This is a genomic window from Shewanella avicenniae, assembly GCF_017354945.1.
Taxonomy (GTDB): domain Bacteria; phylum Pseudomonadota; class Gammaproteobacteria; order Enterobacterales; family Shewanellaceae; genus Shewanella; species Shewanella avicenniae.
In genome coordinates, this window is sequence record NZ_CP071503.1 from 2,982,000 (window position 1) to 3,002,445 (window position 20,446).

Annotated in this window: 21 protein-coding genes; all 21 read right to left on the reverse strand. The window is 48.7% G+C overall.

The annotated features are described in order from the left end of the window. Positions 1 to 12 precede the first annotated feature (12 nt). Positions 13 to 501: a hypothetical protein gene (locus JYB87_RS13220; protein WP_207353943.1), complete on the reverse strand. Its 489-nt coding sequence runs from the start codon at positions 499 to 501 to the stop codon at positions 13 to 15. Then, positions 494 to 1,672 (reverse strand): protein-glutamate methylesterase/protein-glutamine glutaminase, encoded by a 1,179-nt coding sequence (locus JYB87_RS13225; protein ID WP_207353944.1) that lies wholly within the window; start codon positions 1,670 to 1,672, stop codon positions 494 to 496. The genes JYB87_RS13220 and JYB87_RS13225 overlap by 8 nt, the downstream gene beginning before the upstream one ends. Positions 1,673 to 1,691: 19 nt before the next feature. After that, positions 1,692 to 3,956, reverse strand: coding sequence for a chemotaxis protein CheA (locus tag JYB87_RS13230; protein WP_207353945.1), 2,265 nt, complete (start codon positions 3,954 to 3,956; stop codon positions 1,692 to 1,694). A gap of 15 nt (positions 3,957 to 3,971) precedes the next feature. Next, complete coding sequence (locus JYB87_RS13235; protein WP_207353946.1) at positions 3,972 to 4,715, reverse strand: protein phosphatase CheZ; 744 nt, start codon at positions 4,713 to 4,715, stop codon at positions 3,972 to 3,974. A 13-nt stretch (positions 4,716 to 4,728) separates the two neighbouring features. Next, positions 4,729 to 5,112: a chemotaxis response regulator CheY gene (gene cheY, locus JYB87_RS13240; RefSeq protein ID WP_011760392.1), complete on the reverse strand. Its 384-nt coding sequence runs from the start codon at positions 5,110 to 5,112 to the stop codon at positions 4,729 to 4,731. A 45-nt stretch (positions 5,113 to 5,157) separates the two neighbouring features. Beyond that, a complete protein-coding gene (locus JYB87_RS13245) occupies positions 5,158 to 5,877 on the reverse strand; it encodes an RNA polymerase sigma factor FliA (protein WP_207353947.1) in 720 nt (239 codons plus the stop codon). Continuing rightward, a complete protein-coding gene (locus tag JYB87_RS13250; RefSeq protein ID WP_207353948.1) occupies positions 5,870 to 6,751 on the reverse strand; it encodes a MinD/ParA family protein in 882 nt (293 codons plus the stop codon). Before JYB87_RS13250 ends, JYB87_RS13245 begins: the two co-directional genes overlap by 8 nt. Before the next feature lie 4 nt (positions 6,752 to 6,755). Further along, on the reverse strand, positions 6,756 to 8,153 hold the full coding sequence (gene flhF, locus JYB87_RS13255; RefSeq protein ID WP_207353949.1) for a flagellar biosynthesis protein FlhF: 1,398 nt from the start codon (positions 8,151 to 8,153) through the stop codon (positions 6,756 to 6,758). Between the two features lie 12 nt (positions 8,154 to 8,165). Further along, positions 8,166 to 10,265: a flagellar biosynthesis protein FlhA gene (gene flhA / locus JYB87_RS13260; RefSeq protein WP_207353950.1), complete on the reverse strand. Its 2,100-nt coding sequence runs from the start codon at positions 10,263 to 10,265 to the stop codon at positions 8,166 to 8,168. A 146-nt stretch (positions 10,266 to 10,411) separates the two neighbouring features. After that, positions 10,412 to 11,548, reverse strand: coding sequence for a flagellar biosynthesis protein FlhB (gene flhB, locus JYB87_RS13265; RefSeq protein ID WP_207353951.1), 1,137 nt, complete (start codon positions 11,546 to 11,548; stop codon positions 10,412 to 10,414). After that, the gene (gene fliR / locus JYB87_RS13270) at positions 11,548 to 12,345 is read right to left on the reverse strand and encodes a flagellar biosynthetic protein FliR (RefSeq protein WP_207353952.1); all 798 of its coding nucleotides are present in this window, start codon (positions 12,343 to 12,345) and stop codon (positions 11,548 to 11,550) included. The genes flhB and fliR overlap by 1 nt, the downstream gene beginning before the upstream one ends. 1 nt (position 12,346) lies before the next feature. Further along, a complete protein-coding gene (fliQ, locus tag JYB87_RS13275) occupies positions 12,347 to 12,616 on the reverse strand; it encodes a flagellar biosynthesis protein FliQ (protein WP_207353953.1) in 270 nt (89 codons plus the stop codon). A gap of 8 nt (positions 12,617 to 12,624) precedes the next feature. Then, positions 12,625 to 13,329, reverse strand: coding sequence for a flagellar type III secretion system pore protein FliP (gene fliP, locus JYB87_RS13280; RefSeq protein ID WP_228730012.1), 705 nt, complete (start codon positions 13,327 to 13,329; stop codon positions 12,625 to 12,627). Positions 13,330 to 13,379: 50 nt separating this feature from the next. Next, positions 13,380 to 13,754, reverse strand: a complete 375-nt coding sequence (gene fliO, locus JYB87_RS13285) for a flagellar biosynthetic protein FliO (RefSeq protein WP_207353955.1) — start codon at positions 13,752 to 13,754, stop codon at positions 13,380 to 13,382. A gap of 4 nt (positions 13,755 to 13,758) precedes the next feature. Then, the gene (gene fliN, locus JYB87_RS13290) at positions 13,759 to 14,142 is read right to left on the reverse strand and encodes a flagellar motor switch protein FliN (protein ID WP_207353956.1); all 384 of its coding nucleotides are present in this window, start codon (positions 14,140 to 14,142) and stop codon (positions 13,759 to 13,761) included. Positions 14,143 to 14,153: 11 nt separating this feature from the next. After that, positions 14,154 to 15,182: a flagellar motor switch protein FliM gene (gene fliM, locus JYB87_RS13295; RefSeq protein ID WP_207353957.1), complete on the reverse strand. Its 1,029-nt coding sequence runs from the start codon at positions 15,180 to 15,182 to the stop codon at positions 14,154 to 14,156. Between the two features lie 35 nt (positions 15,183 to 15,217). Next, entirely contained in the window at positions 15,218 to 15,733 is a 516-nt protein-coding gene (gene fliL / locus JYB87_RS13300; protein ID WP_207353958.1) for a flagellar basal body-associated protein FliL, read from the reverse strand. 52 nt (positions 15,734 to 15,785) lie between these two features. Next, complete coding sequence (locus JYB87_RS13305; RefSeq protein ID WP_207353959.1) at positions 15,786 to 17,654, reverse strand: flagellar hook-length control protein FliK; 1,869 nt, start codon at positions 17,652 to 17,654, stop codon at positions 15,786 to 15,788. Between the two features lie 120 nt (positions 17,655 to 17,774). Beyond that, a complete protein-coding gene (gene fliJ / locus JYB87_RS13310; protein WP_207353960.1) occupies positions 17,775 to 18,239 on the reverse strand; it encodes a flagellar export protein FliJ in 465 nt (154 codons plus the stop codon). A gap of 10 nt (positions 18,240 to 18,249) precedes the next feature. Beyond that, on the reverse strand, positions 18,250 to 19,593 hold the full coding sequence (gene fliI / locus JYB87_RS13315) for a flagellar protein export ATPase FliI (RefSeq protein WP_207353961.1): 1,344 nt from the start codon (positions 19,591 to 19,593) through the stop codon (positions 18,250 to 18,252). Beyond that, complete coding sequence (gene fliH / locus JYB87_RS13320; protein WP_207353962.1) at positions 19,559 to 20,446, reverse strand: flagellar assembly protein FliH; 888 nt, start codon at positions 20,444 to 20,446, stop codon at positions 19,559 to 19,561. Before fliH ends, fliI begins: the two co-directional genes overlap by 35 nt.

A 20,446-nucleotide genomic window follows, 5' to 3' on the forward strand; every position in this document is an offset into this window, starting at 1 on the left:
TCAAAACGGTGATTAGTCGTCGACTTTGCGCGTTGTAATTATTATGCCGCCGTGTTCAAGAGGCACGACTTTCACACCTTTAGAGGTTAACTCCACTTTAGCAGCAACCGGCTTAGAGTCAGTATCTTGTTTCAGCGGTTCAGTTGGCAGCGGTTTTGGCGCCACAGGCGATGTATTCGTGGGCTCTTTTTGTTCGCTAACCTTATTATTCTCTTTTTCGAGCGCCTGTTGTTCAGTCATTTTCCCTTGAGACACGGGGTTAACAACGTCTAACAACGACGCAATTTGCTCCGGATGTTGCTGCATCCAATTCGCAATCACGCCAGCCTGCTCTTTTGGCACCATAAGCATAACTTGCGACGATGCTAATTCATCGACTCGCGTTTTCAGCTTTTGACTTAGATCGTAAAAATGCCAAGTGGCGGTCGCAAAAGACATCAAAACGACCACCAGCAAAAAAATAATTAATCTGTATGCTGTCGTATTGACGCCGTTAGCCACGACCAGACTCTCGCAAAATAGCATCAGCCATATGGTCTAGCGCTATAGATTGCGTCGAAATTCCTGCTACAGCAACCGCTTGCGGCATACCATACACCACCGACGAGGCTTCATCTTGTGCCCAGATTGTCGCGCCGGCAGACTTAAGCATGCGAGCCCCTTCGCGACCATCAGCCCCCATACCGGTTAACACAACCGCCAACACATCGCCGCCAAACACTTTAGAAGCGGAGGCAAAGGTAATATCGACTGAAGGCTTGTAATTCATCTCGGGTGACCCAGCGAGCACTTTAATCCGCCCAGATGTACCAGCACGTTCGATCATCATTTGCATACCACCCGGTGCCAAATAAGCGCAACCAGGGCGCATCATGTCACCGTTACTCGCTTCCTTCACCTCGATTTGGCACAAACCATTGAGGCGTGCAGCAAACGCTGGCGTAAAAGCAGCAGGCATATGCTGGATCAGCAAAATGGGATGCGGGTAGTTGGCTGGGAATTGCGTCAAAATACGCTGCAATGCGACAGGTCCGCCGGTAGAAGTACCTATCAGCAAGGCGCGGTAATGTTTCCCTGTTGCTTTGATAGGCGCGGGAGCGGGTGTCGCATGACGGCGAACTTCAGCAGCAGATTCCTCTCTGATTGGCTGCAACGCTGCTCGGGCGCGTTGGAATCGCGATGGCTCAGCGGTGGAAGTCCCTGAACTGCCAGCAGTCATGCTAGTGGAAGAATCGTTGCTACGCATGGTTGCGGGTCGTATTGGACGATAGATACGACGACGACCCAATGCTTTAACGCGTTGCTGCAGCTGTGCAATTGCTTCGTCTTTATTTGACGCAATATCTTCAAAGCGTTTTGGCAGAAAATCTAATGCTCCTGCCTCTAACGCATCCAGCGTTGCTTTAGCACCTTCATGAGTCAATGAAGAAAACATCAAAATGGGCGTAGGATGACTTTCCATGATGCGCTTAACTGCGGTAATGCCATCCATCACTGGCATTTCAATGTCCATAGTGATGACCTGCGGTTGCAGTTCTGCCACCATTTTTATGGCCTCAACGCCATTTGAGGCCATACCGATTACTTCAAGGTCAGGATCATGATTAACAATTTCACTGACGCGCCGACGAAAAAAGCTTGAATCGTCGACGACTAATACTTTAATGCCCATTAAATTCCTTATCTGTGGCTTAAGCTTTTGCTCTGGCGTAATGCTTTAACAGCCCTGGGACATCCAAAATCAACGCGATGCCACCATCAGATGTGATAGTCGCCCCCGCCATACCTGGCGTTCCATGCAATAATGCGCCCAAAGGCTTAATCACCACTTCCTCTTGACCAATCAAAGCATCAACGACAAAACCCACATGCATAGTACCAAGTTGCACGATCACCACATGGCCAAATTTTTTGTCGCCATGTTTTAAGCGAGCACCATTTCGCTTCAACCAGTGCTCTAAATAGAACAGCGGTACTGCTTTCTCACGCACAATAACTGTGAGTTGGCCATCAACAATATTGGTTTTGGTCAAATTAAGATGGAAGATTTCATTCACACTTGAAAGTGGTAAGGCAAACACTTGCTTAGCCACCTCAATCATCAAGGTTGGCATAATCGCCAAGGTCAGCGGTACTTTGATTTCTAACCGAGTACCCTTGCCTTTGAGGGAGTCGATATGCACAGTGCCGTTGAGTTGAGTGATGCGGGTTTTTACCACATCCATTCCTACCCCACGGCCCGAAATATCTGAAATCTCTGTTTTGGTAGAAAATCCCGGTGCAAAAATCAGATTGTAGGCTTCAGAGTCAGACATACGTGCTGCTGTATCTTCGTCTAACACACCACGACCGATAGCAATCTGTTTGAGTTTTTCCGGATCCATACCAGCACCGTCATCCTCAATCTTCAACAGGATGTGGTCACCTTCTTGGCTGGCAGAGAGCGTAATCACCCCTGTACGCGATTTACCAGCAGCTTCACGCACAGCTGGCATTTCAATACCATGGTCTACCGAGTTACGCACCAAGTGCACCAAGGGGTCAGCCAAGGCTTCAACAAGGTTCTTATCGAGGTCGGTTTCTTCACCCACCATACGCAGATCAATATCTTTATTGAGGCTACGGGCAAGGTCACGTACCACTCGAGGGAAACGGCCAAACACTTTCTTAATTGGCTGCATGCGGGTTTTCATTACCGCGCCTTGCAGATCAGAGGTGACTAAGTCCAAGTTCGCCAGCGCTTTGGACATCTCTTCGTCTTCACGCGTAATCCCAAGGCTCACTAAGCGGTTACGCACCAAAACTAACTCGCCCACCATATTCATGATCTGGTCGAGACGTGCGGTATCTACCCGCACCGTAGTTTCGCCCTGAGGCACACTATTACCAGCCGCTGCAGCAGGTGTCTTTGCGGGAGCCATTGCGGGGACAGGCGCATCTTTGGCGACAGCAGCAACGGAGGCCGTAGGTTTAGGTGCGACGGATGCGGCAGGTTTAGCTGGTTCAGCTTTCGGAGCAACAGGCTTAGCTGCCGCTTTCGGGGCTTCTGGCGCAGCAGCTTTAGGCGCTGCAGTTGGTGCAGTACCGGTACCAGGCGCAGAACCTTTACCGTGTAATTCGTCTAGTAGTTTCTCAAATTCGTCTTCGCTAATCTCATCTGCATCCACCGTCGGCGCTTTAATGATTTCAGCAGTTTTGGCTTCAGCATTGGCGGCAAACTTACCCTTGCCATGCAGCTCGTCAAGCAGTGATTCAAACTCATCATCGGTAATATCATCAGAATCACTGGCAACCACTGCAGGTTTGGTTTCAACCACTGCTGCAGCTGCGACAGATGGACCTTTACCTTGGCCATGTAGAGCATCGAGTAAAGCCTCAAACTCAGCTTCATCAATATCGTCGATGCTATCTGAGCTCGCACTTGATGAGGGAACGTCTGCGACGGGCGCAATGTCAGTCGCTGCCACATCCACCATTTCGTCAAACAGCGCGTCGGTAGAGTCTGGGTCGATAAAGGTTTCTTCAACTGTCTCCTCGACCTCAGCAACTCCTTCAGCAGGCAATGGTGCCCCCGAACTCAGCAACTTTAATTTTGCTAATAATGCCGGATCCGCAGGCTCTTGCTCTTGGCCAGATTGCGTCTGAGAAAACATGACATTGATGGTATCAAGCGCCTGCAGGATGATATCCATCAGCGCCGCAGATACCTCTCGCTTGCCAGTCCGCAATAAATCGAAGGTATTTTCCGCTTCGTGACAAACATCCACCATCGGCGCGAGACCTAAAAAGCCAGCACCACCTTTTACGGTATGGAAGCCACGAAAGATGGCATTGAGTAAATCGGTATCTTCAGGATTATTTTCCAAGGCAACAAGTTGCTCTTGAAGCAGCTCAAGAATTTCACCAGCTTCTATCAAAAAGTCCTGAAGAATCTCTTCATCAACATCAAAGGCCATTAAATTGACTCCTAATCAGAATCCTAAGCTGGATAACAGGTCATCGACTTCGTCTTGCCCGGTAACGACATCTGCACGGGTCTCAGCATTTAAGATTGGGCCTTCGGCCTCGATACTGCTCTTAGCTGACGTAGTCTCTGCTAACTGCTCTTCGGTTTGCGCCCCAAAAACAGTGAGTAATGACACTAGGCTGGTTTCAACTTCACGCACGAGATCAATCACGCGACGGATCATCTGCCCAGTTAAATCCTGAAAATCCTGCGCCATCATAATTTCATTCAAAAGTTGGCGTAATCTATTCGCATCGGCATCACACTGGCCAAGAAAATGCTGTACGTCATGGCACAGACCTTTAAATTCGGCGAGCGAAATATCACGCCGCATAAGACGTTCCCAATTGGGTTTAACTGCAGAAAGGTTGCTGGTTAACGCATCAGAAAGCGGTAAACATTCTTCAACCGCATCCATGGTTTTGTTTGCTGCTTGTTCGGTCATATCGATGACATACGTTAGCCGTTCTTTGGCATCTGGTATGTCGTTATTCGCTAATTCGATTAAGCGACTGTCGACCTGAAAATCAACCAAGGCGTTATGTAACTGCCGAGTGAGTTTTCCTACTTCATCAAAGAGTTCTTTTTGAATAGGCTGCGCTAAATCGCGTACGATTTCATCAGCTTGAGCCTGTTCACCAGCTTGCAACAGGGCAACGAGTTCCTGAGCCTGCTCAAGGGTAATCAGTTTGGACGTTTCAGCATTCATTGCATCACCCCAATTAACCGAGACGTTCAAAAATCTTATCGAGCTTCTCTTTTAGGGTTGCAGCAGTAAATGGTTTAACAACGTAACCATTAACCCCAGCTTGTGCGGCTGCAATAATTTGCTCACGCTTAGCTTCGGCGGTCACCATCAACACAGGGATGTGCTTCAAATTTTCATCAGCACGAATGGCTTTTAATAGATCAATACCTTGCATGCCGGGCATGTTCCAGTCTGTCACTACAAAGTCAAAATCGCCTTTTTGCAGCATTGGCAACGCTGTTGAACCATCATCGGCCTCTTGAGTATTGTTAAACCCAAGATCCCGCAGCAAATTCTTGATGATGCGCCTCATCGTTGAAAAGTCGTCAACAATGAGAATCTTCATATTCTTGTCCAAGGTTTCCTCCGCTGAGCTGAAATTATCTACGGCTCACTATTAATTCTATATCTGAGTCCAATGTTTGAGCTTGGCTTTTAGTCTAAGCATTGCCTGACTATGAATTTGGCTGACTCTTGATTCACTAACATCCAAAACGGCGCCGATCTCTTTTAAGTTAAGCGCCTCGTCATAGTAAAGCGACAATACCAAGGCTTCTCTTTCCGGTATTTGTTTGATTGCTTCGGTCAGCGCTGATTGAAATTGACTCGATGCCAAGCTATCAAAGGTGTCGTTCTCGACCATATCTTCCGATATAAGTATATCGGTAGATACGCCAAGATCCTCAATTCCTATTATTTTACCAGCAGATACGTCTGAAAGTATGTGATGATATTCATCCAACGATATATTCAAACGCGCTGCAATTTCAGTATCTCGCGCATCTCGACCGAATTCCTGCTCTAGCTCATCAATCACTTGAGCAATCATACGTTGATTACGATGAACAGAACGCGGCACCCAATCACCACGACGAATTTCGTCAATCATCGCGCCACGGATGCGGATACCAGCAAAGGTTTCAAATTTTGCACCTTTGCCACCATCGTATTTGGCGGCAGCTTCCAACAAACCGATCATTCCGGCTTGAATTAAATCATCTACCTGAACTGAGGCGGGTAACCGCGCCAACATATGGTGTGCGATGCGTTTAACAAGTGGCGCATACTGTTCAACGATAAGGGTTTTATCGTTTGCTCCAGCATACGCTGCCACTTTATTCACTCGCACCTTCCTCTTGGTATTCAGGCTTCTTAACCAGTCGTTCAACAAAGAACTCTAAATGACCACCCGGTTGTTGTGGGATAGGCCAACTGATCACTTTGTTCGCCAATCCATGATAGGCGATACTGGCAGGCGACTTAGGAAACGCTTCTACAATCAATTTTTGCTTACGTACTGATTTTCGCAAGTTTTCATCGAAAGGAATTGTTGCTACTAATTCTAGCGCGACATCTAAAAATCGGTCGGTTACTTTACTGAGCTTAGCAAATAATTCCATGCCTTCACGTAAACTGCGGACCATATTAGCCACAATTTTGAAGCGGAACACACCATGCTCACGACTGAGAATTTTGATAAGCGCGTAGGCGTCGGTAATCGAGGTAGGTTCATCACAGACAACCACCAATACATCTTGTGAGGCACGAGAAAAACTCAGCACCATGTCAGAGATACCGGCGGCGGTGTCCACGATGAGGATATCAAATTGGGTTTTCATTTCGCTGAAGGCGCGAATCAACCCAGCATGTTGTGCTGGACTGAGTTCTACCATTGCTTGCGTACCTGAAGTTGCGGGGATAATCCCGATGCCTTTAGGCCCACGCAGAATGATGTCGTCTAACTCAGCTTCGCCTGACAACACGTGTGACAAGTTACGCTCCGCACGTAAGCCCAGCATGACGTCAACGTTGGCCAACCCGAGGTCAGCGTCCAGTACGACTACACGCTTCCCTTTCTCTGCTAATGCAACAGCGGTATTGATGGAGACGCTCGTTTTACCAACCCCGCCTTTGCCACCAGTAACGGCTATCACTTTCACTTTGTCGTTATATTCCTGATTCATTTTTCGTAAACCGCTCGCTTGGTCCCGGGTCATAACTCTACTCAAATGCATAGGTCATCTCTGGTGACCTGGCTCTAGGGTGAAATACTTGTGTCTCTGACTTATTCAACAAGGCTAAGGCTTGTTTCGCTAATGCCAGCGTATCAGCTACCTGCATATCTTCTGGCACGCGTTGTCCATCAGTGATGTAACTCAATGATAAACCACTTTGAATCAATACACTCAATGCGGCACCTAAAGAAACTGACTCATCGAGTTTAGTCAAAATTGCGCCTGCTAACGGGATCCGTTGAAAATGCGCCACCGCTTCTTCTAATACGCGACGTTGGCCAGTTGCCGACAGCACCAAATAACTTCTGATAGGCAAGCGACTGTTGGCTGCCAAGTTATCCAATTGTTCGCACAATCGCATATCTCGTTGTCCCATTCCAGCGGTATCGATCAAGACTAATTTGCGATTGCGGAATTGATAGACAATTTGCTCCAACTCTTTAAGATCATTAGCTTGTTTTACTGGACATCCCATTATCTTGCCATAAGTTGCCAATTGCTCAAAGGCTCCAATGCGATAATGGTCGGTGGTGATCAAAACCACGGAATCTGGGCCGTGATGCGCCACAAACCGAGCTGCAATTTTGGCCAGTGAGGTCGTTTTACCAACGCCAGTTGGTCCTACCAATGCGACAATGCCACCCTGACGAACAATATCGTCACCTTTGTTATCCAACAAATTAGCTAACGCTTGTGGTAAGGCTCGCACCAGCTCTGCAGGTGTGTAGTGTTCACTCAACGCAGCGAGCTTAGCTGATACCGCGGGTGAAAATTCAGCTTCCAGCAGTTTACGCTCAAGCATCGCCCCGACCGGATCAGTACGATTTTTATGATCTTTCATCAGCGAGCTCATTTGATGCGTCAATAAATTACGAATAGAGGCCAGCTCTTCACGCATCAACTCAATCTCTTTTGACTGCTTGGCATTGGTATTTTTTGCCGCCGGCTGATGGCCAAATGGCATGCTGTCGGCCAAACTGCGCGACTCAGCTGCTTTAGGTTTTTCTAGCCCCTGTGCCCAAGCGGGTGTTTCTATTGCTGATGCTTGGTGCGCGTTATTATCGCTAATTTGTTGCTTCAGGCGTGCGTGTTGACGCTCTAATAAGGCTTCCAGTGAATCTGCAGCGGGAGCAGTAGCTTTCACAGGGCGCGCAGTGGTTTTGACGTGCCCAATAGAGACTTTGTCGTCAGACAGGTCTGGAAAAATCGCCGCTTGCGGTTGAGTGATTTTTGGCTGTGGCTCGTCGTAATCGACCGCGGCCACAATTTCGATGCCACCAGTGACCTTTTTGTTCGACATAATGACTGCATCAGAGCCGAGTGTGTCTTTGACTTGCGCCAGCGCAGTTCGCATATCTTTGGCAAAAAAACGTTTAATTTTCACTGTTGCTTACTCCTACTGGCCGACTGCCGCGACGATTCTAATCTGCTTCTCGTCAGGCACTTCCTGATAAGAGATGACTCTTAAGTTTGGAATGGTGTGCTTAACGAAGCGTGACAGTGTGGCGCGGAGCATTCCTGAGGTCAGTAGAATTGCTGGCTGACCGACCATCTCTTGCTTTTGCGCTGCGTCTACTAAGGAGCGCTGCATCCGTTCTGCAAGGCCTGGTTCGATGTTTGGACCATCGCCACCTGTCGCTTGCATCGACTGATGCAACATCTGTTCCAACTCAGGCGCCAAAGTAATGACAGGCACTTCATCTTCGGGTCCTGCAATCTCTTGTACGATCATGCGTTTAAGGGCAATACGCACTGCAGCGGTTAGCACTTCCGGATCGGTGCTCTTAGGCCCATACTCCAACAGCGTTTGTACAATTGTGCGCAGATCGCGTACTGATACACCTTCGTTGAGCAGGTTTTGCATTACTTTTACCACGGTCGCCAAACTCATGACATCGGGGACAAAACCCTCCACCAACTTAGGCGCACGCTTCGACAACATATCCAGCAATTGCTGTACTTCTTCATACCCGAGCAATTTAGCTGCGTTGTTGGTCAGTAATTGGCTTAAGTGAGTGGCAATAACCGTAGATGCGTCAACCACTGTGTAACCGAGAGTTTGCGCGTGTTCACGCATTTCAGGCGCAATCCAAACCGCTTCCAACCCAAAGGCTGGGTCTTTAGTTGCCACCCCATCAAGCTTGCCAAACACTTGGCCTGGGTTGATAGCCAATTCGCAGTCATGGCGTATCTCCGCCTCACCTGAAGCGACGCCCATCAATGAGATACGATAAGCAGAAGGGGCCAAATCAAGGTTGTCACGAATGTGTACCGCAGGCACCAAAAAGCCCAGCTCTTGCGACAGCTTTTTACGTACCCCTTTGATACGACCAAGCAGTTCGCCGCCTTGGCCTTTGTCCACCAACGGGATCAAGCGATAGCCTACTTCAAGGCCAATGGTATCCACAGGGCGCACATCGTCCCAGCTGAGATCTTTCGGCTCAGCAGTCGCTTTTTCGATTGGGCCATTTTTGGCCAGCTCGAGCGCTTTTTTCTTGTTGGCTTCGTTGCGACGATTAATGAAGTAGGCACCAGCAGCTGCCACCAATGCAAAGCTGAGGAACGCCAGATGCGGCATCCCCGGCACTATGCCCATGATGAACAGCACTGACGCTGCAATCATCAGTGACTTAGGGTTATCAAACATCTGCTGGACGACTTGCTCGCCCATATCACCGCTTTCATTTTGACGAGTCACCATTAAGGCGGCGGCGATAGACAACAGTAAACCGGGGATCTGAGCCACCAAACCGTCACCAATGGTCAACAGGGTGTAGATCTCTACCGCTTGAGAGAAGTCTAATCCGTGCTGCACCATACCGATGATAAAGCCGCCGAGAATGTTGATCACCAGAATCAAAATACCCGCAACCGCATCCCCTTTTACGAACTTCGAAGCACCGTCCATTGAGCCGTAAAAATCCGCCTCTGCTGTCACTTCAGCTCGGCGCAGACGCGCTTGTTCTTGATTGATGATACCCGCATTTAAGTCCGCATCAATCGCCATCTGCTTACCTGGCATGGCATCCAAGGTAAAGCGAGCACTAACTTCAGAAATACGGCCTGCACCTTTGGTCACTACCGCGAAGTTGATGATGATGAGGATTAAAAACACCACCAAACCCACAGCATAGTTGCCACCAATCACTACCGAGCCAAAGGCTTCAATCACTTTACCTGCGGCGTCGGCGCCATTATGCCCCTCAAGCAACACAACCCGCGTTGACGCAACGTTTAGCGCCAATCGCAATAAAGTTGCGACCAAAAGTACAGTGGGAAATGCAGCAAAATCTAGTGGGCGGCTGGTGTACACCGCCACCAGCAGCACCACAAGTGCTAAGGCGATATTGAATGAAAACAGGATATCCAGCAGAAAAGCGGGCATCGGCAACACAATCATTGCCAGCGTAGCTAACACGAGTAGCGGCGTACCTACGCCTTTAAAACTGGCAGGTCGAATTTGGCGCCACTGTCCGAGAGTTGCTCTTACATCCATCACATCAGCCTGAGAATTGACACTTTGCAAGGTAAAAGCAAACTTCGCGCCAATCGTTAGTGAGTGACTGATACCCTATCAAACACTACTCACAATTGCTGTTTAACTGAGCAAACTCAGCGAGATAGCACTCACCGAATATCCAGTTAGTACTTTTTAAACTCATCAGGAATCGGTTGATTAAGCGGGATCGGCGTAGGCTTACGACCACGGCCTTTTTGATATTGACGCAATTGAAATACGTAGGCCAACACTTGTGCCACAGCAGTAAATAGCCCTTCAGGGATCTGCTGTTCAATCTTAGTGGTGTGGTAAATTGCCCGTGCCAACAGCGGCGCGGAAACAATCGCAATATTATATTCACGGGCGATTTCACGAATTTTAAACGCCACTTCATCCGTGCCCTTGGCGACGATATAGGGCGCGGCGGCTTTCTTCGCATCATACTTCACCGCAACAGCATAATGCTCAGGGTTCACCACAATCACGTCAGCTTTTGGCACTTCGGCCATCATCCGCCGCTGTGCCATTTCACGTTGCAGCTGACGAATCCGCCCTTTCACTTCAGGCTTACCTTCAGTGTCTTTATATTCGTCTTTTACCTCTTGTTTAGTCATCCGTAACTGTTTGTTATGGTTCCAAATCTGATACGGCACATCGATAATCACAATCAACAAGGTTGAAAAACACAGCAGGGTAAAAATCCACCACAGCAAGTCCATCGCATGCATTAAATTGCCGGGAAGATGGTCCTGTGACAGATTCAAAATATCGGGGAAATACACAGTCAGCAGCAGGTAAGCCGATAAGGCCACTACCGAGAATTTTGCAATGCCCTTGGTCAGTTCCACTAACGCTTGCAGACCAAACATCCGCTTGAGTCCGGTCAAAGGGTTCATTTTACTGCCCTTGGGCGTAATCGCCTGCGCACTAAAACTTACCCCACCAACCACGATATTGCCTACAAACGCAACCAATGCTAGAAACGCTATAAACCCCAAAATGGGCAGACCAGTCTCAGCCAGCACCGCACTCCAAACGCTGAATAAACTGCGGGTATCGAAAATCTGGTCACGTTCAATCGTGAACAGACTTCTCATCATATTGGATAAGCCATTAATCAAACTGGGCCCCGCAATCGCGAATCCTAACGCAGACGCCAGCAGCACTGCCGAGGTACCCAACTCTCTTGAGCGCGGTACTTGGCCTTTCTCCCGCGCCTGCTCAAGCCTTCGGGAGGTGGCCTCTTCGGTTTTTTCCTGTCCGTCCTGATTTTCCGCCATTAGGGCACTCCATCAAGCTTACATTGCAAGCCGGCGATGTCGCACAGTAGCACCTGTGCCGCCTGCCAGACTTCATCAAAATGGGACATGATTTGATCAAGCGTCAACCACAAGATGATCAAACCACCGATCATGGTCACCGGAAAACCGATGGCAAAAATGTTCAACTGAGGTGCCGCGCGAGTCATAACACCAAAAGATAAGTTAATGATTAACAATGCGATAATAGAAGATAACGACATTGTCAGCGCCGCGCCAAACATATATGCGCCCCACTCGCCAATTTGCTTATAGGTGCCCACTTCAAGCCCGCTGGTGGATACGGGTACGGTATCAAAGCTGGCAATTAGCATTCGAAGCATCACCAGATGCCCATCAACGCTGAGAAAAATGAGCGTGGTTAACACTAAGAAAAAGTTACCTACCACGGGCGTTTGTTGCCCCGATGAAGGGTCAACCATCGAGGCAAAGCCCAAACTGGTTTGCATACCAATAATCTGGCCAGTGAGCACAAAGATTTGCATCAGCATCAGCGACACAAATCCCATCGCCACCCCTATGAGAATTTGCTGAATGGTAATAAAGGTCGATTCGATAGACAGCAGATCGGCTTGCGGCATCGGTGGCAACATAGGGGCAACCGCCACGGTAATGGCTACAGCCATAAGCAAGCGAACGCGAGTTGGGGTGGTACTGGCGCCAAATATCGCCATTACCATTAACATGCTCGATATACGGAATAGTGGCCAAGCATAAGCGGCGATGGTCTGTTGCAGCGTAGCAAACAAAAAGTCCATGCTAACCTACCACTTGCGGGATCCGCTGCACCATCTCCAAAAAGAAATCCATCAATGTCTGCACCAGCCAATGGCCAATAAACATCAGCGCCAACAAGGTGGTCAATAAGCGGGGCAAAAAGCTCAGCGTCTGTTCGTTAATTGAGGTTGCCGCCTGAAATACGGCCACGATAAGCCCCACGACTAAGCTCGGGACGACCACTGCCGACACAATAACCACGATGATGGATAAAGCTTCTCGTAGAACATCGACAAAGGCTTCAGGTGACATACGTCCTCCTAATTCCCGAAACTGCCAGCGAGGGTACCCATCACCAGCGTCCAACCGTCCACCAGCACAAACAGCATGATTTTAAAGGGCAGCGAGACAATCATTGGCGATAGCATCATCATCCCCATCGCCATCAAAATACTGGCAACCACAAGATCAATCACTAGGAACGGAATAAAAAGCATAAACCCTATTTGGAATGCCGTTTTAAGTTCGCTAGTAATAAACGACGGAATGACTACCGTCATCGGTGTTTCTTCCGGGGTGGTAATGTTTTGATAGCCAGAGATTTCGATAAACGAATTGAGATCGGTATTGCGGGTTTGCGACAACATAAACGTTTTGAGCGGTTTCTGGGCGGCATCATAGGCTTGCTGCAGCGTAATGGTTTCATTCATGTAGGGCTGCACGGCGTTATCGTAGATTTTTTCAAACACTGGATTCATGATGAAAAACGTCATGAACAAGCTAATACCGATAAGTACCTGATTTGAAGGCGTTTGTTGTAAGCCGATCGCTTGTCGTAAAATCGATAACACCACAATGATACGGGTAAACGAGGTCAACATGATGAGCATCGCTGGCAAGAAACTCAGCGCGGTCATCAACAACAGAATTTGCATGGTCACTGAGTATTCAGTGTTGCCATCAGCGCCGGTTGTGACAGTTACAGCCGGGAACAAACCATCCTGCGCCCAAGCCAGCTCGGGCATCAGTGCACCCAATGCCAACGCTGCCGTACAAAAAAATGCCGTTAACCACTTCATTGTTGTTGCGCCCTCACCTGCTTGAGTTTTTGCGAAAATGAGGTCGTTTCAATATTGACCGGTGAATCATACTTGTCGAGCAAGGTGACCTGCTGCGAGGTAACGCCGAGAAGATACTGTTGCCCATCTAACTCTATCAGCACCACCCGCTCTTTGGGGCCTAACGCAGATTGCGCTTTGACTTTAATGGCAGCGTTATTACCGGTCACCAAGTTCAGCCGTTTGACGGCGTAGGCCAGCAAAAATATTAGCAACAGCACAAAGATGAGCCCGCCGAACATGCCAACAATCGCGGTGAAATCGACGCCAGCGCGCGGTGTTGTGGTTGGCGTAGTCGTTACGGTCGAGGCTGCAGCTAATATGGTTATCATAGCGTTATTTAAGCTTTTTAATCCGTTCAGTTTGGCTGATAACGTCGGTCAAACGAATACCAAATTTATCGTTGACCACGACCACTTCACCGTGAGCAATCAAGGTACCGTTAACCATAACATCCAGCGGTTCACCTGCAACACGGTCCAGTTCTACCACTGAGCCTTGGTTCAGCTGCAGCAGGTTACGAATACTGATTAGGCTGCGGCCAACTTCCATCGAAATGGTGACCGGAATATCCAAAATTGAATCAAGCTTAGCGGACTCTTCATCAGTTAATTTTTTTGATTTATCGTTGCTAAACTCTTCAAGCTCGACCGCTTTCGCCTCTTCTTCAGCCTGCTCAGCCATTGCTGCGGCCCAATCGTCCATCTCATCATTACTCATACTGATAAACCTTATATTTCAGAGATATCTTTAGATTTGTTTTTACGCATCACTAATTGAAGCTCGCTTTTAACTGTTTCTGGTCGAGGGATCTTCGACGCAATTTGCAGTGCCAAATTGTCTTTAACACGTCCCAATTTGCAACGGTAGGATGGCAGATCTTCTACTTTCATCACCAGATGTTCTGGCATATCCACCGGAATAATGTCGCCGGTTTTCAGTTCCATGACATCGCGTAATGTCACCTGCTTTTCGATTAAACGCGCGTCAACATTCACCAACACATCCATGATTTCATCTTGCAACGCTTGTGACCAGCGCATGTCGGTGTCTTGCTTATCACTTTGCACCCCGGCATCCAGCAGTTCGCGGATCGGCTCAATCATCGAATATGGCATGGTAATGTGGAAATCCCCACCACCACCATCCACTTCGATATGGAATGAGCTCACCACCACTACTTCGGTCGGACTCACAATGTTGGCCATCGCCGGGTTCACTTCAGAGTCGAGATAATCGAACTCAACATCCATCACCGGTGCCCAGGCATCTTTGTAATCTTCAAAGATAATCTTCAGCAATAACTGAATGATACGCCGCTCCGTTGGAGTAAATTCACGGCCTTCAATTTTGGCATGAAAGCGGCCATCACCACCAAAAAAGTTATCTACCAGAATAAACACTAACCGTGCTTCCATGGTGATCAAGCCCGTGCCTTTCAGAGGACTTAAGCGCACCATGTTCAAACTGGTGGGTACAAACAGGGTATGGACATATTCACCAAATTTCAGCATCTGTACGCCGTTAACTGACACTTCAGCGGTACGACGCATCATATTAAACATGCTAATCCGTAAGTGACGCGCAAAACGTTCGTTAACGATTTCCAGCGTCGGCATGCGCCCACGGACGATACGATCTTGAGAAGAAAAATCGTAAGATATCGCTGTCTGTCCACCAGCATCAATCTCTTCTTCTTCAACGTCATCTACGCCATGAAGTAGCGCATCAATTTCGTCTTGGCTTAATATATCGCTCACAATTTCGCCCTAGCGTTTCGCGTCATTCAGCAGCATTACTGCATGACGAATCCAGTAAACAACACTTTCTCTACCACTTTACGACCGGTGATAGGTTGCAGCGTATTTTGTACGTTTAATAATGCCACTTGTCTTAATTCATCTTTGCCCGCAAGCGTACTGAGTTTCTCTTCACTGGCACCACTAAAGGTGGTCAGCAGTGCATCTTCAACCAGTGGAATATGCTTTTGCAGCGTGATTTCGTTTTCTTCACCACGCACCATTAGCTGCACTTTGATCTCTACTAAACGCGAGCGACCAGCACCGGCAACGTTAAACAGGAATGGGCGGGGCATCGGCACATAAGCAGCATTGCCCATCGCAGGCGCAGCAGGATCTGTAGCAGCGGGCGCAGCAGTCTCTGCCGCAGCAGGCGCTTCTTCGCTACTACCGAGTAAGAAAAATGCAGCAGCACCACCACCGGCTAAAATCACCACCACGGCGATGATAATAAACAGCATCTTTTTACTCTTTCCGCCTTTTTCTGCCAGTTCTAGCTGTTGCTCTGCCATTTGTATACCCTTGCCTGACGCATTAAACCTGAGGTGCTAATAGGTTACCTTCTCATGCGTAATAATCTATACCAGAAGCGTAACTCTCTGAAATATTTAGCGCCTGATTTGCTACTTCGGTGGAACTTTCATCAGAATCTGCGCCAAATTCCCCAACGGCAGCAGAACTCCCCCCTCCTGCCATGCCACTTTGGGATTGTTGTCCAGAGCCGCCATAGGATACTTGGCTGTCAGCCAAGTTCATTCCTTGCTGTTGCAACATATCTCTTAACCGAGGCATTGCCTGATCGATTAAATCCTTCGCCTGCGTTTGTGTTACATGGAATTGCACTTGCGTATGGTCACCGCGCACTTGCACTTTTACAGTCATAGAACCCAACTCGGGAGGATCTAAACGGATCTCTGCGTGTTGAATTCCATCTTTGACCATAGTCAATAATTGCTGACGCATTACCGGCGCAAACCGTTGCACCAGCTCTTGCTGATTAACTTGCGCCTCGTTTGCCTGTCTTAATGATAGATGAACTGAAGCAGGCGACTGTGTTTGCTGTTGTTGCAGGTTATGCATTTGCGTCGCTTGCAGATCTTTCACGGCAGCCATCGAATCAACCTCGATTTGTGCAGTGAATTTCATTTGCGGCGACATCGTTGCGGCATGGGTGTTAGTCGCATCTGCATTGGTTACAAGCTGCATCACCTTGTCAACAAAGCTAGAATCAACATCCCCTTGAGCAGCACTGACAGCAGTTGCCGGCCCTTGCGGAGCATCATTTGTGGCATTGCTAGTTGTCGCCAGTCGTTGCGACAACATCTGTAGCAATGCCTGTTGGCCCTTATTAATGGTGTCAGCCATCGAATTAGTCACAACCGCAGGTTCTACATTTACTGCAGATGATGGCTGCGCCGCATGTTCACTAACGTTTTGTTCTGCGGCCTGCGCCAAAAAACTCAACACAGCAATGGCTAACTGTTCGATTTTGTGTTCGTCTTGATCTTTAACGACATTATTACTTGCGAGGTTTGACTCTGCTGGGGTTGCGATTAGATCATCCGCCACAAGCGCACTGGCAGTAGCTGCTGTTTCCAGGCTAGAAGCTGAGCCATCTTCAGCTGATATGTCCTCATCAGTAGACTCTGACTTATCAGCAGTCGATGAAGCATCAGTAACCGTAATCGGCTGTTCCAGATTGACTAATAATTGCTCAAGGCTAATGTCTGCGGCGTCATCGTTTACATTAGCACCGACCTTATCAACGGCTTCGTTAGCCAAAGGTTTAGCTTGAGGGTGCATCAATGCGGCGACAAGTGCATTAAGTTGCGCCAATAACGTTGCATCATCCTTTGCTGAACTCTCGGCAGACTCATTATTGGCGACAACTCTATCGGCATCTTGCGCAGAATCACCCTTTTCTGCGGCGTCACCACCGCTCAACTGAGCCAATAATTTGGCTATCATTGCTTGCAGTTGGTCTTGTTCTGCTGGGGATAATCCGGCCAACTGCTGGACTAACTCGGTCGCGGCAACTTCAGTCTCAGGGTCAATATTAGTAAAAGTATCAATATTGGTAACAGTGTCATTATCAGCAGTGGCGACTTGCTGTTGCGCCGCAGACGGCAACATTTTTCCTAGGGCAATCTGTTGCAGCGTCGTAGTTACCGCATCGCTGTCGTCCGCATCTGCCACAGCATTAGCCGCTTGCGATTTGGTCGATGCCTTAGGTTGATAAGGGGCGAGAAATTCTTTGGACTTGCGAGGGGATTCTATGCTGCCTTGAGCTTGTTGATAAATTTCATTAAAGCTTGGATTTTCTTGAAGATTATCAAAATCAATGCTTTTACCCGTGGACAACAGGCCATCCGCGGCCCCCAGCTTCGGTGCATTATTACTGCTCGATGAAATTTGGCTCGCTAACTGCTGCATGTGATCCTCCAAGGCTTCCCAACGCGTTTTGACTCTGCGCTAGGCAGCTGATATTTGGCGTTCACACGCATTAAAGCAAGTTCCGAGCCAACCAACGTGAAGCTCAGTCGTAACGCGCAATTAATACTCGTTGAGATCATTGGTATTGCGCTTACGGCAATAAAACTGCTGCGAAGCAAACTCGTCGGTCATCTTCTGCTCCTGTTTAAGCTGTTTAGCTTCGGCAGCAGCGGCTTTCTTAGCTAACAACAATTCCACCGCTTTACGTTTTTGTTGCTTTTCCAACCAATATTTTTGTCGATGTAATTTTTGCTGTTCCGCATCGTGAACCACGGCATTTTGCTGTTTAATTGCGCTATCAATTTGCTGAATAAAACGATGAAACTGCTGGTAAGCCTCAGCACGGATCTGCTGTCCTTGTTTGTCCGACAACTGTTTCATGTAATCGAGGCGATAGCCATTGAGCGCCTGCAACTGTGCATTGCGGCGTTGATGTTCCAACTGCGCAGCTTTCAGTTTCAATGCGGCTTGTTCTTCCGCTTCTTGCGCCAATTTGAGCACAGTCAGTAATGGATCTTTTGCCATAGGCTACTCGCTAAACTCGACATTGGGCCGCCAGCTGTCCCAACATTAGGGTACTGTCGGCAAAGCTAACCGCTTCATGCATTCGCTGACGCAGGAACGCGTTCATTGCGGGTTGCAACCGAATAGCATTATCAATACGTGGATCGCTGCCCTGAGAATAGGCACCGATAGAGATAAGATCGCGATTTTGCTGGTACACCGAATACGTTTGCTTCACTCGCCGCATCGCTTCTAAATGCTCGGTTGAAATCACCATCGGCGCAACACGGCTGATCGAGGCTTCAATATCAATCGCCGGATAATGGCCAGAATCCGCCAAACTACGTGATAACACGATGTGACCATCAAGAATCGCACGCGAGGCATCGGCAATCGGGTCTTGTTGATCGTCGCCTTCAGTAAGTACCGTATAAAACGCCGTAATGGAGCCTTGGCCGTCACCGCCGTTACCGGCGCGTTCAACCAATCGCGGCAATCTGGCAAACACTGATGGTGGGTAACCCTTAGTTGCCGGTGGTTCACCAATGGCGAGGGCAATCTCCCGCTGCGCTTGAGCATAACGGGTCAAGCTATCCATCAGCAGCAACACGTCCAACCCTTGATCGCGAAAATACTCCGCGATACGGGTTGATGTTTCGCAGGCGCGCAAGCGCATTAAGGGCGAGGTATCGGCTGGTGCTGCAATCACTACCGAGCGTTTTCGACCTTCAACGCCGAGGATCTCTTCAATAAATTCTTTTACTTCGCGGCCACGTTCACCCACTAAGCCCACCACAATCACATCGGCGGAGGTACCGCGAGTCATCATTCCGAGCAGCACACTTTTACCCACGCCGGAACCGGCAAACAAGCCCATACGCTGGCCTTTGCCGATGGTGAGCATGGAGTTAATTGCACGCACGCCTACATCCAGCGGTTCTGAGATCGCACGGCGAGCCAATGGATTTATCGGTTGTGCATGAGTAGAAGTTCGTTGATCTGCTGTGACAGGACCGAGGCCATCCAGCGGCAACCCGCTACCATCGAGCACCCGACCTAATAGCTGCATACCGACTTTCAAACCTGCTTGTTGGCCTTTGGGGGTAACGCGAGCACCGGGCACCACGCCCCGCAGTTCTTCGACAGGCATCAGATAAAGCAATTGGTCATCAAAGCCAACCACTTCGGCATCCAAGACGCCTTCACTGGTTTCAATTTCGCATAGACTACCAACAGGCGCTCGGCACCCGCTGGCTTCGAGGGTCAAGCCGACAACACGCACTAACTGGCCACTGGACACTGGCCGATAAGGCGGGATTTTTTGCTGTAACGAATTGAGGCTATTCAGCAGTTGGGTCTGACGCGGATTGGTCATCACTCACCTCAGCATCAGTGTCTACTTGGCTATGTTGTTCAATGTGTTGCGCAATCGCAGTTTTTAGTTGTCGCTCAGTTTGTTGCAACTGTTGTTGTTGCTGTTCTAAGGGCAATAATGCTGCGGCTAAGCGCGGTTCAAGCTGCATATCCACTTGCGAGCGACGACATTCAATAATGCAGCCACCAGCGGTTAACGCAGGGTCTTTCTGCAGTTGCCAATTGTTTTTCTGCAGTTGCTCTGCCCCATAAAGCTGCTCAACCATCTGCAAATCGTCGGGATTTAAGCGGATATCCACTCGTTGTTCACGCATAGGTAAGGCTTCAACGCCAATACGTAATGCCGCAAGCAACTGTTCTGGGTGAGTGGTTAGTTCGTGATGTACCGTGGTTTTAACCAAGGTTTGCACTAACGCGAGCAAACTCTGTTCAACTTGGTTGTCCACCAATGCTAATGGCGCTTCAAACTGGGATAAAAAACTATCGAAGCGTTCAATTAATGCATGGGCTTGAGCTAACCCTTCAGCGAACCCTTGAGCTTGCCCTTGTTCAAAGCCTTCGGCGTGACCTTGTTCGAAGCCTTGTAAGCGCCCTTCTTCACGTCCTTTCTCCAACCCTTCACTATGGCCTTGAGCAAAACCCTCTTGTTCCGCTTCTTGACGGATTTGCTCAATTTCAGCCATGGTCGGCGGCGTAATAGGTTTGGTTGGCGCGGCTGGTTTTGCGCTAGGTGATTTACGGCCAAACACATCAGTGTCAGGTAAAACTAATGAAGCGCCAACGTCAGGGAGTTCCCAGCGGTCGACGTTTTCTGCCTCATCAGCCAAATTGTGCATCTGTTTATGTTCGACCAT

What these genes read in the sequence shown, in the direction of transcription:
- JYB87_RS13225 (WP_207353944.1), bottom strand. Translation starts at nt 1,672, where the DNA reads ATGGGCATTAAAGTATTAGTCGTCGACGATTCAAGCTTTTTTCGTCGG.
- JYB87_RS13230 (WP_207353945.1), bottom strand. Translation starts at nt 3,956, where the DNA reads ATGGCCTTTGATGTTGATGAAGAGATTCTTCAGGACTTTTTGATAGAA.
- JYB87_RS13235 (WP_207353946.1), bottom strand. Translation starts at nt 4,715, where the DNA reads ATGAATGCTGAAACGTCCAAACTGATTACCCTTGAGCAGGCTCAGGAA.
- JYB87_RS13250 (WP_207353948.1), bottom strand. Translation starts at nt 6,751, where the DNA reads ATGACCCGGGACCAAGCGAGCGGTTTACGAAAAATGAATCAGGAATAT.
- flhA (WP_207353950.1), bottom strand. Translation starts at nt 10,265, where the DNA reads ATGGATGTAAGAGCAACTCTCGGACAGTGGCGCCAAATTCGACCTGCC.
- flhB (WP_207353951.1), bottom strand. Translation starts at nt 11,548, where the DNA reads ATGGCGGAAAATCAGGACGGACAGGAAAAAACCGAAGAGGCCACCTCC.
- fliR (WP_207353952.1), bottom strand. Translation starts at nt 12,345, where the DNA reads ATGGACTTTTTGTTTGCTACGCTGCAACAGACCATCGCCGCTTATGCT.
- fliQ (WP_207353953.1), bottom strand. Translation starts at nt 12,616, where the DNA reads ATGTCACCTGAAGCCTTTGTCGATGTTCTACGAGAAGCTTTATCCATC.
- fliP (WP_228730012.1), bottom strand. Translation starts at nt 13,329, where the DNA reads ATGCCCGAGCTGGCTTGGGCGCAGGATGGTTTGTTCCCGGCTGTAACT.
- fliO (WP_207353955.1), bottom strand. Translation starts at nt 13,754, where the DNA reads ATGATAACCATATTAGCTGCAGCCTCGACCGTAACGACTACGCCAACC.
- fliN (WP_207353956.1), bottom strand. Translation starts at nt 14,142, where the DNA reads ATGAGTAATGATGAGATGGACGATTGGGCCGCAGCAATGGCTGAGCAG.
- fliL (WP_207353958.1), bottom strand. Translation starts at nt 15,733, where the DNA reads ATGGCAGAGCAACAGCTAGAACTGGCAGAAAAAGGCGGAAAGAGTAAA.
- JYB87_RS13305 (WP_207353959.1), bottom strand. Translation starts at nt 17,654, where the DNA reads ATGCAGCAGTTAGCGAGCCAAATTTCATCGAGCAGTAATAATGCACCG.
- fliJ (WP_207353960.1), bottom strand. Translation starts at nt 18,239, where the DNA reads ATGGCAAAAGATCCATTACTGACTGTGCTCAAATTGGCGCAAGAAGCG.
- fliI (WP_207353961.1), bottom strand. Translation starts at nt 19,593, where the DNA reads ATGACCAATCCGCGTCAGACCCAACTGCTGAATAGCCTCAATTCGTTA.
- fliH (WP_207353962.1), bottom strand. Translation starts at nt 20,446, where the DNA reads ATGGTCGAACATAAACAGATGCACAATTTGGCTGATGAGGCAGAAAAC.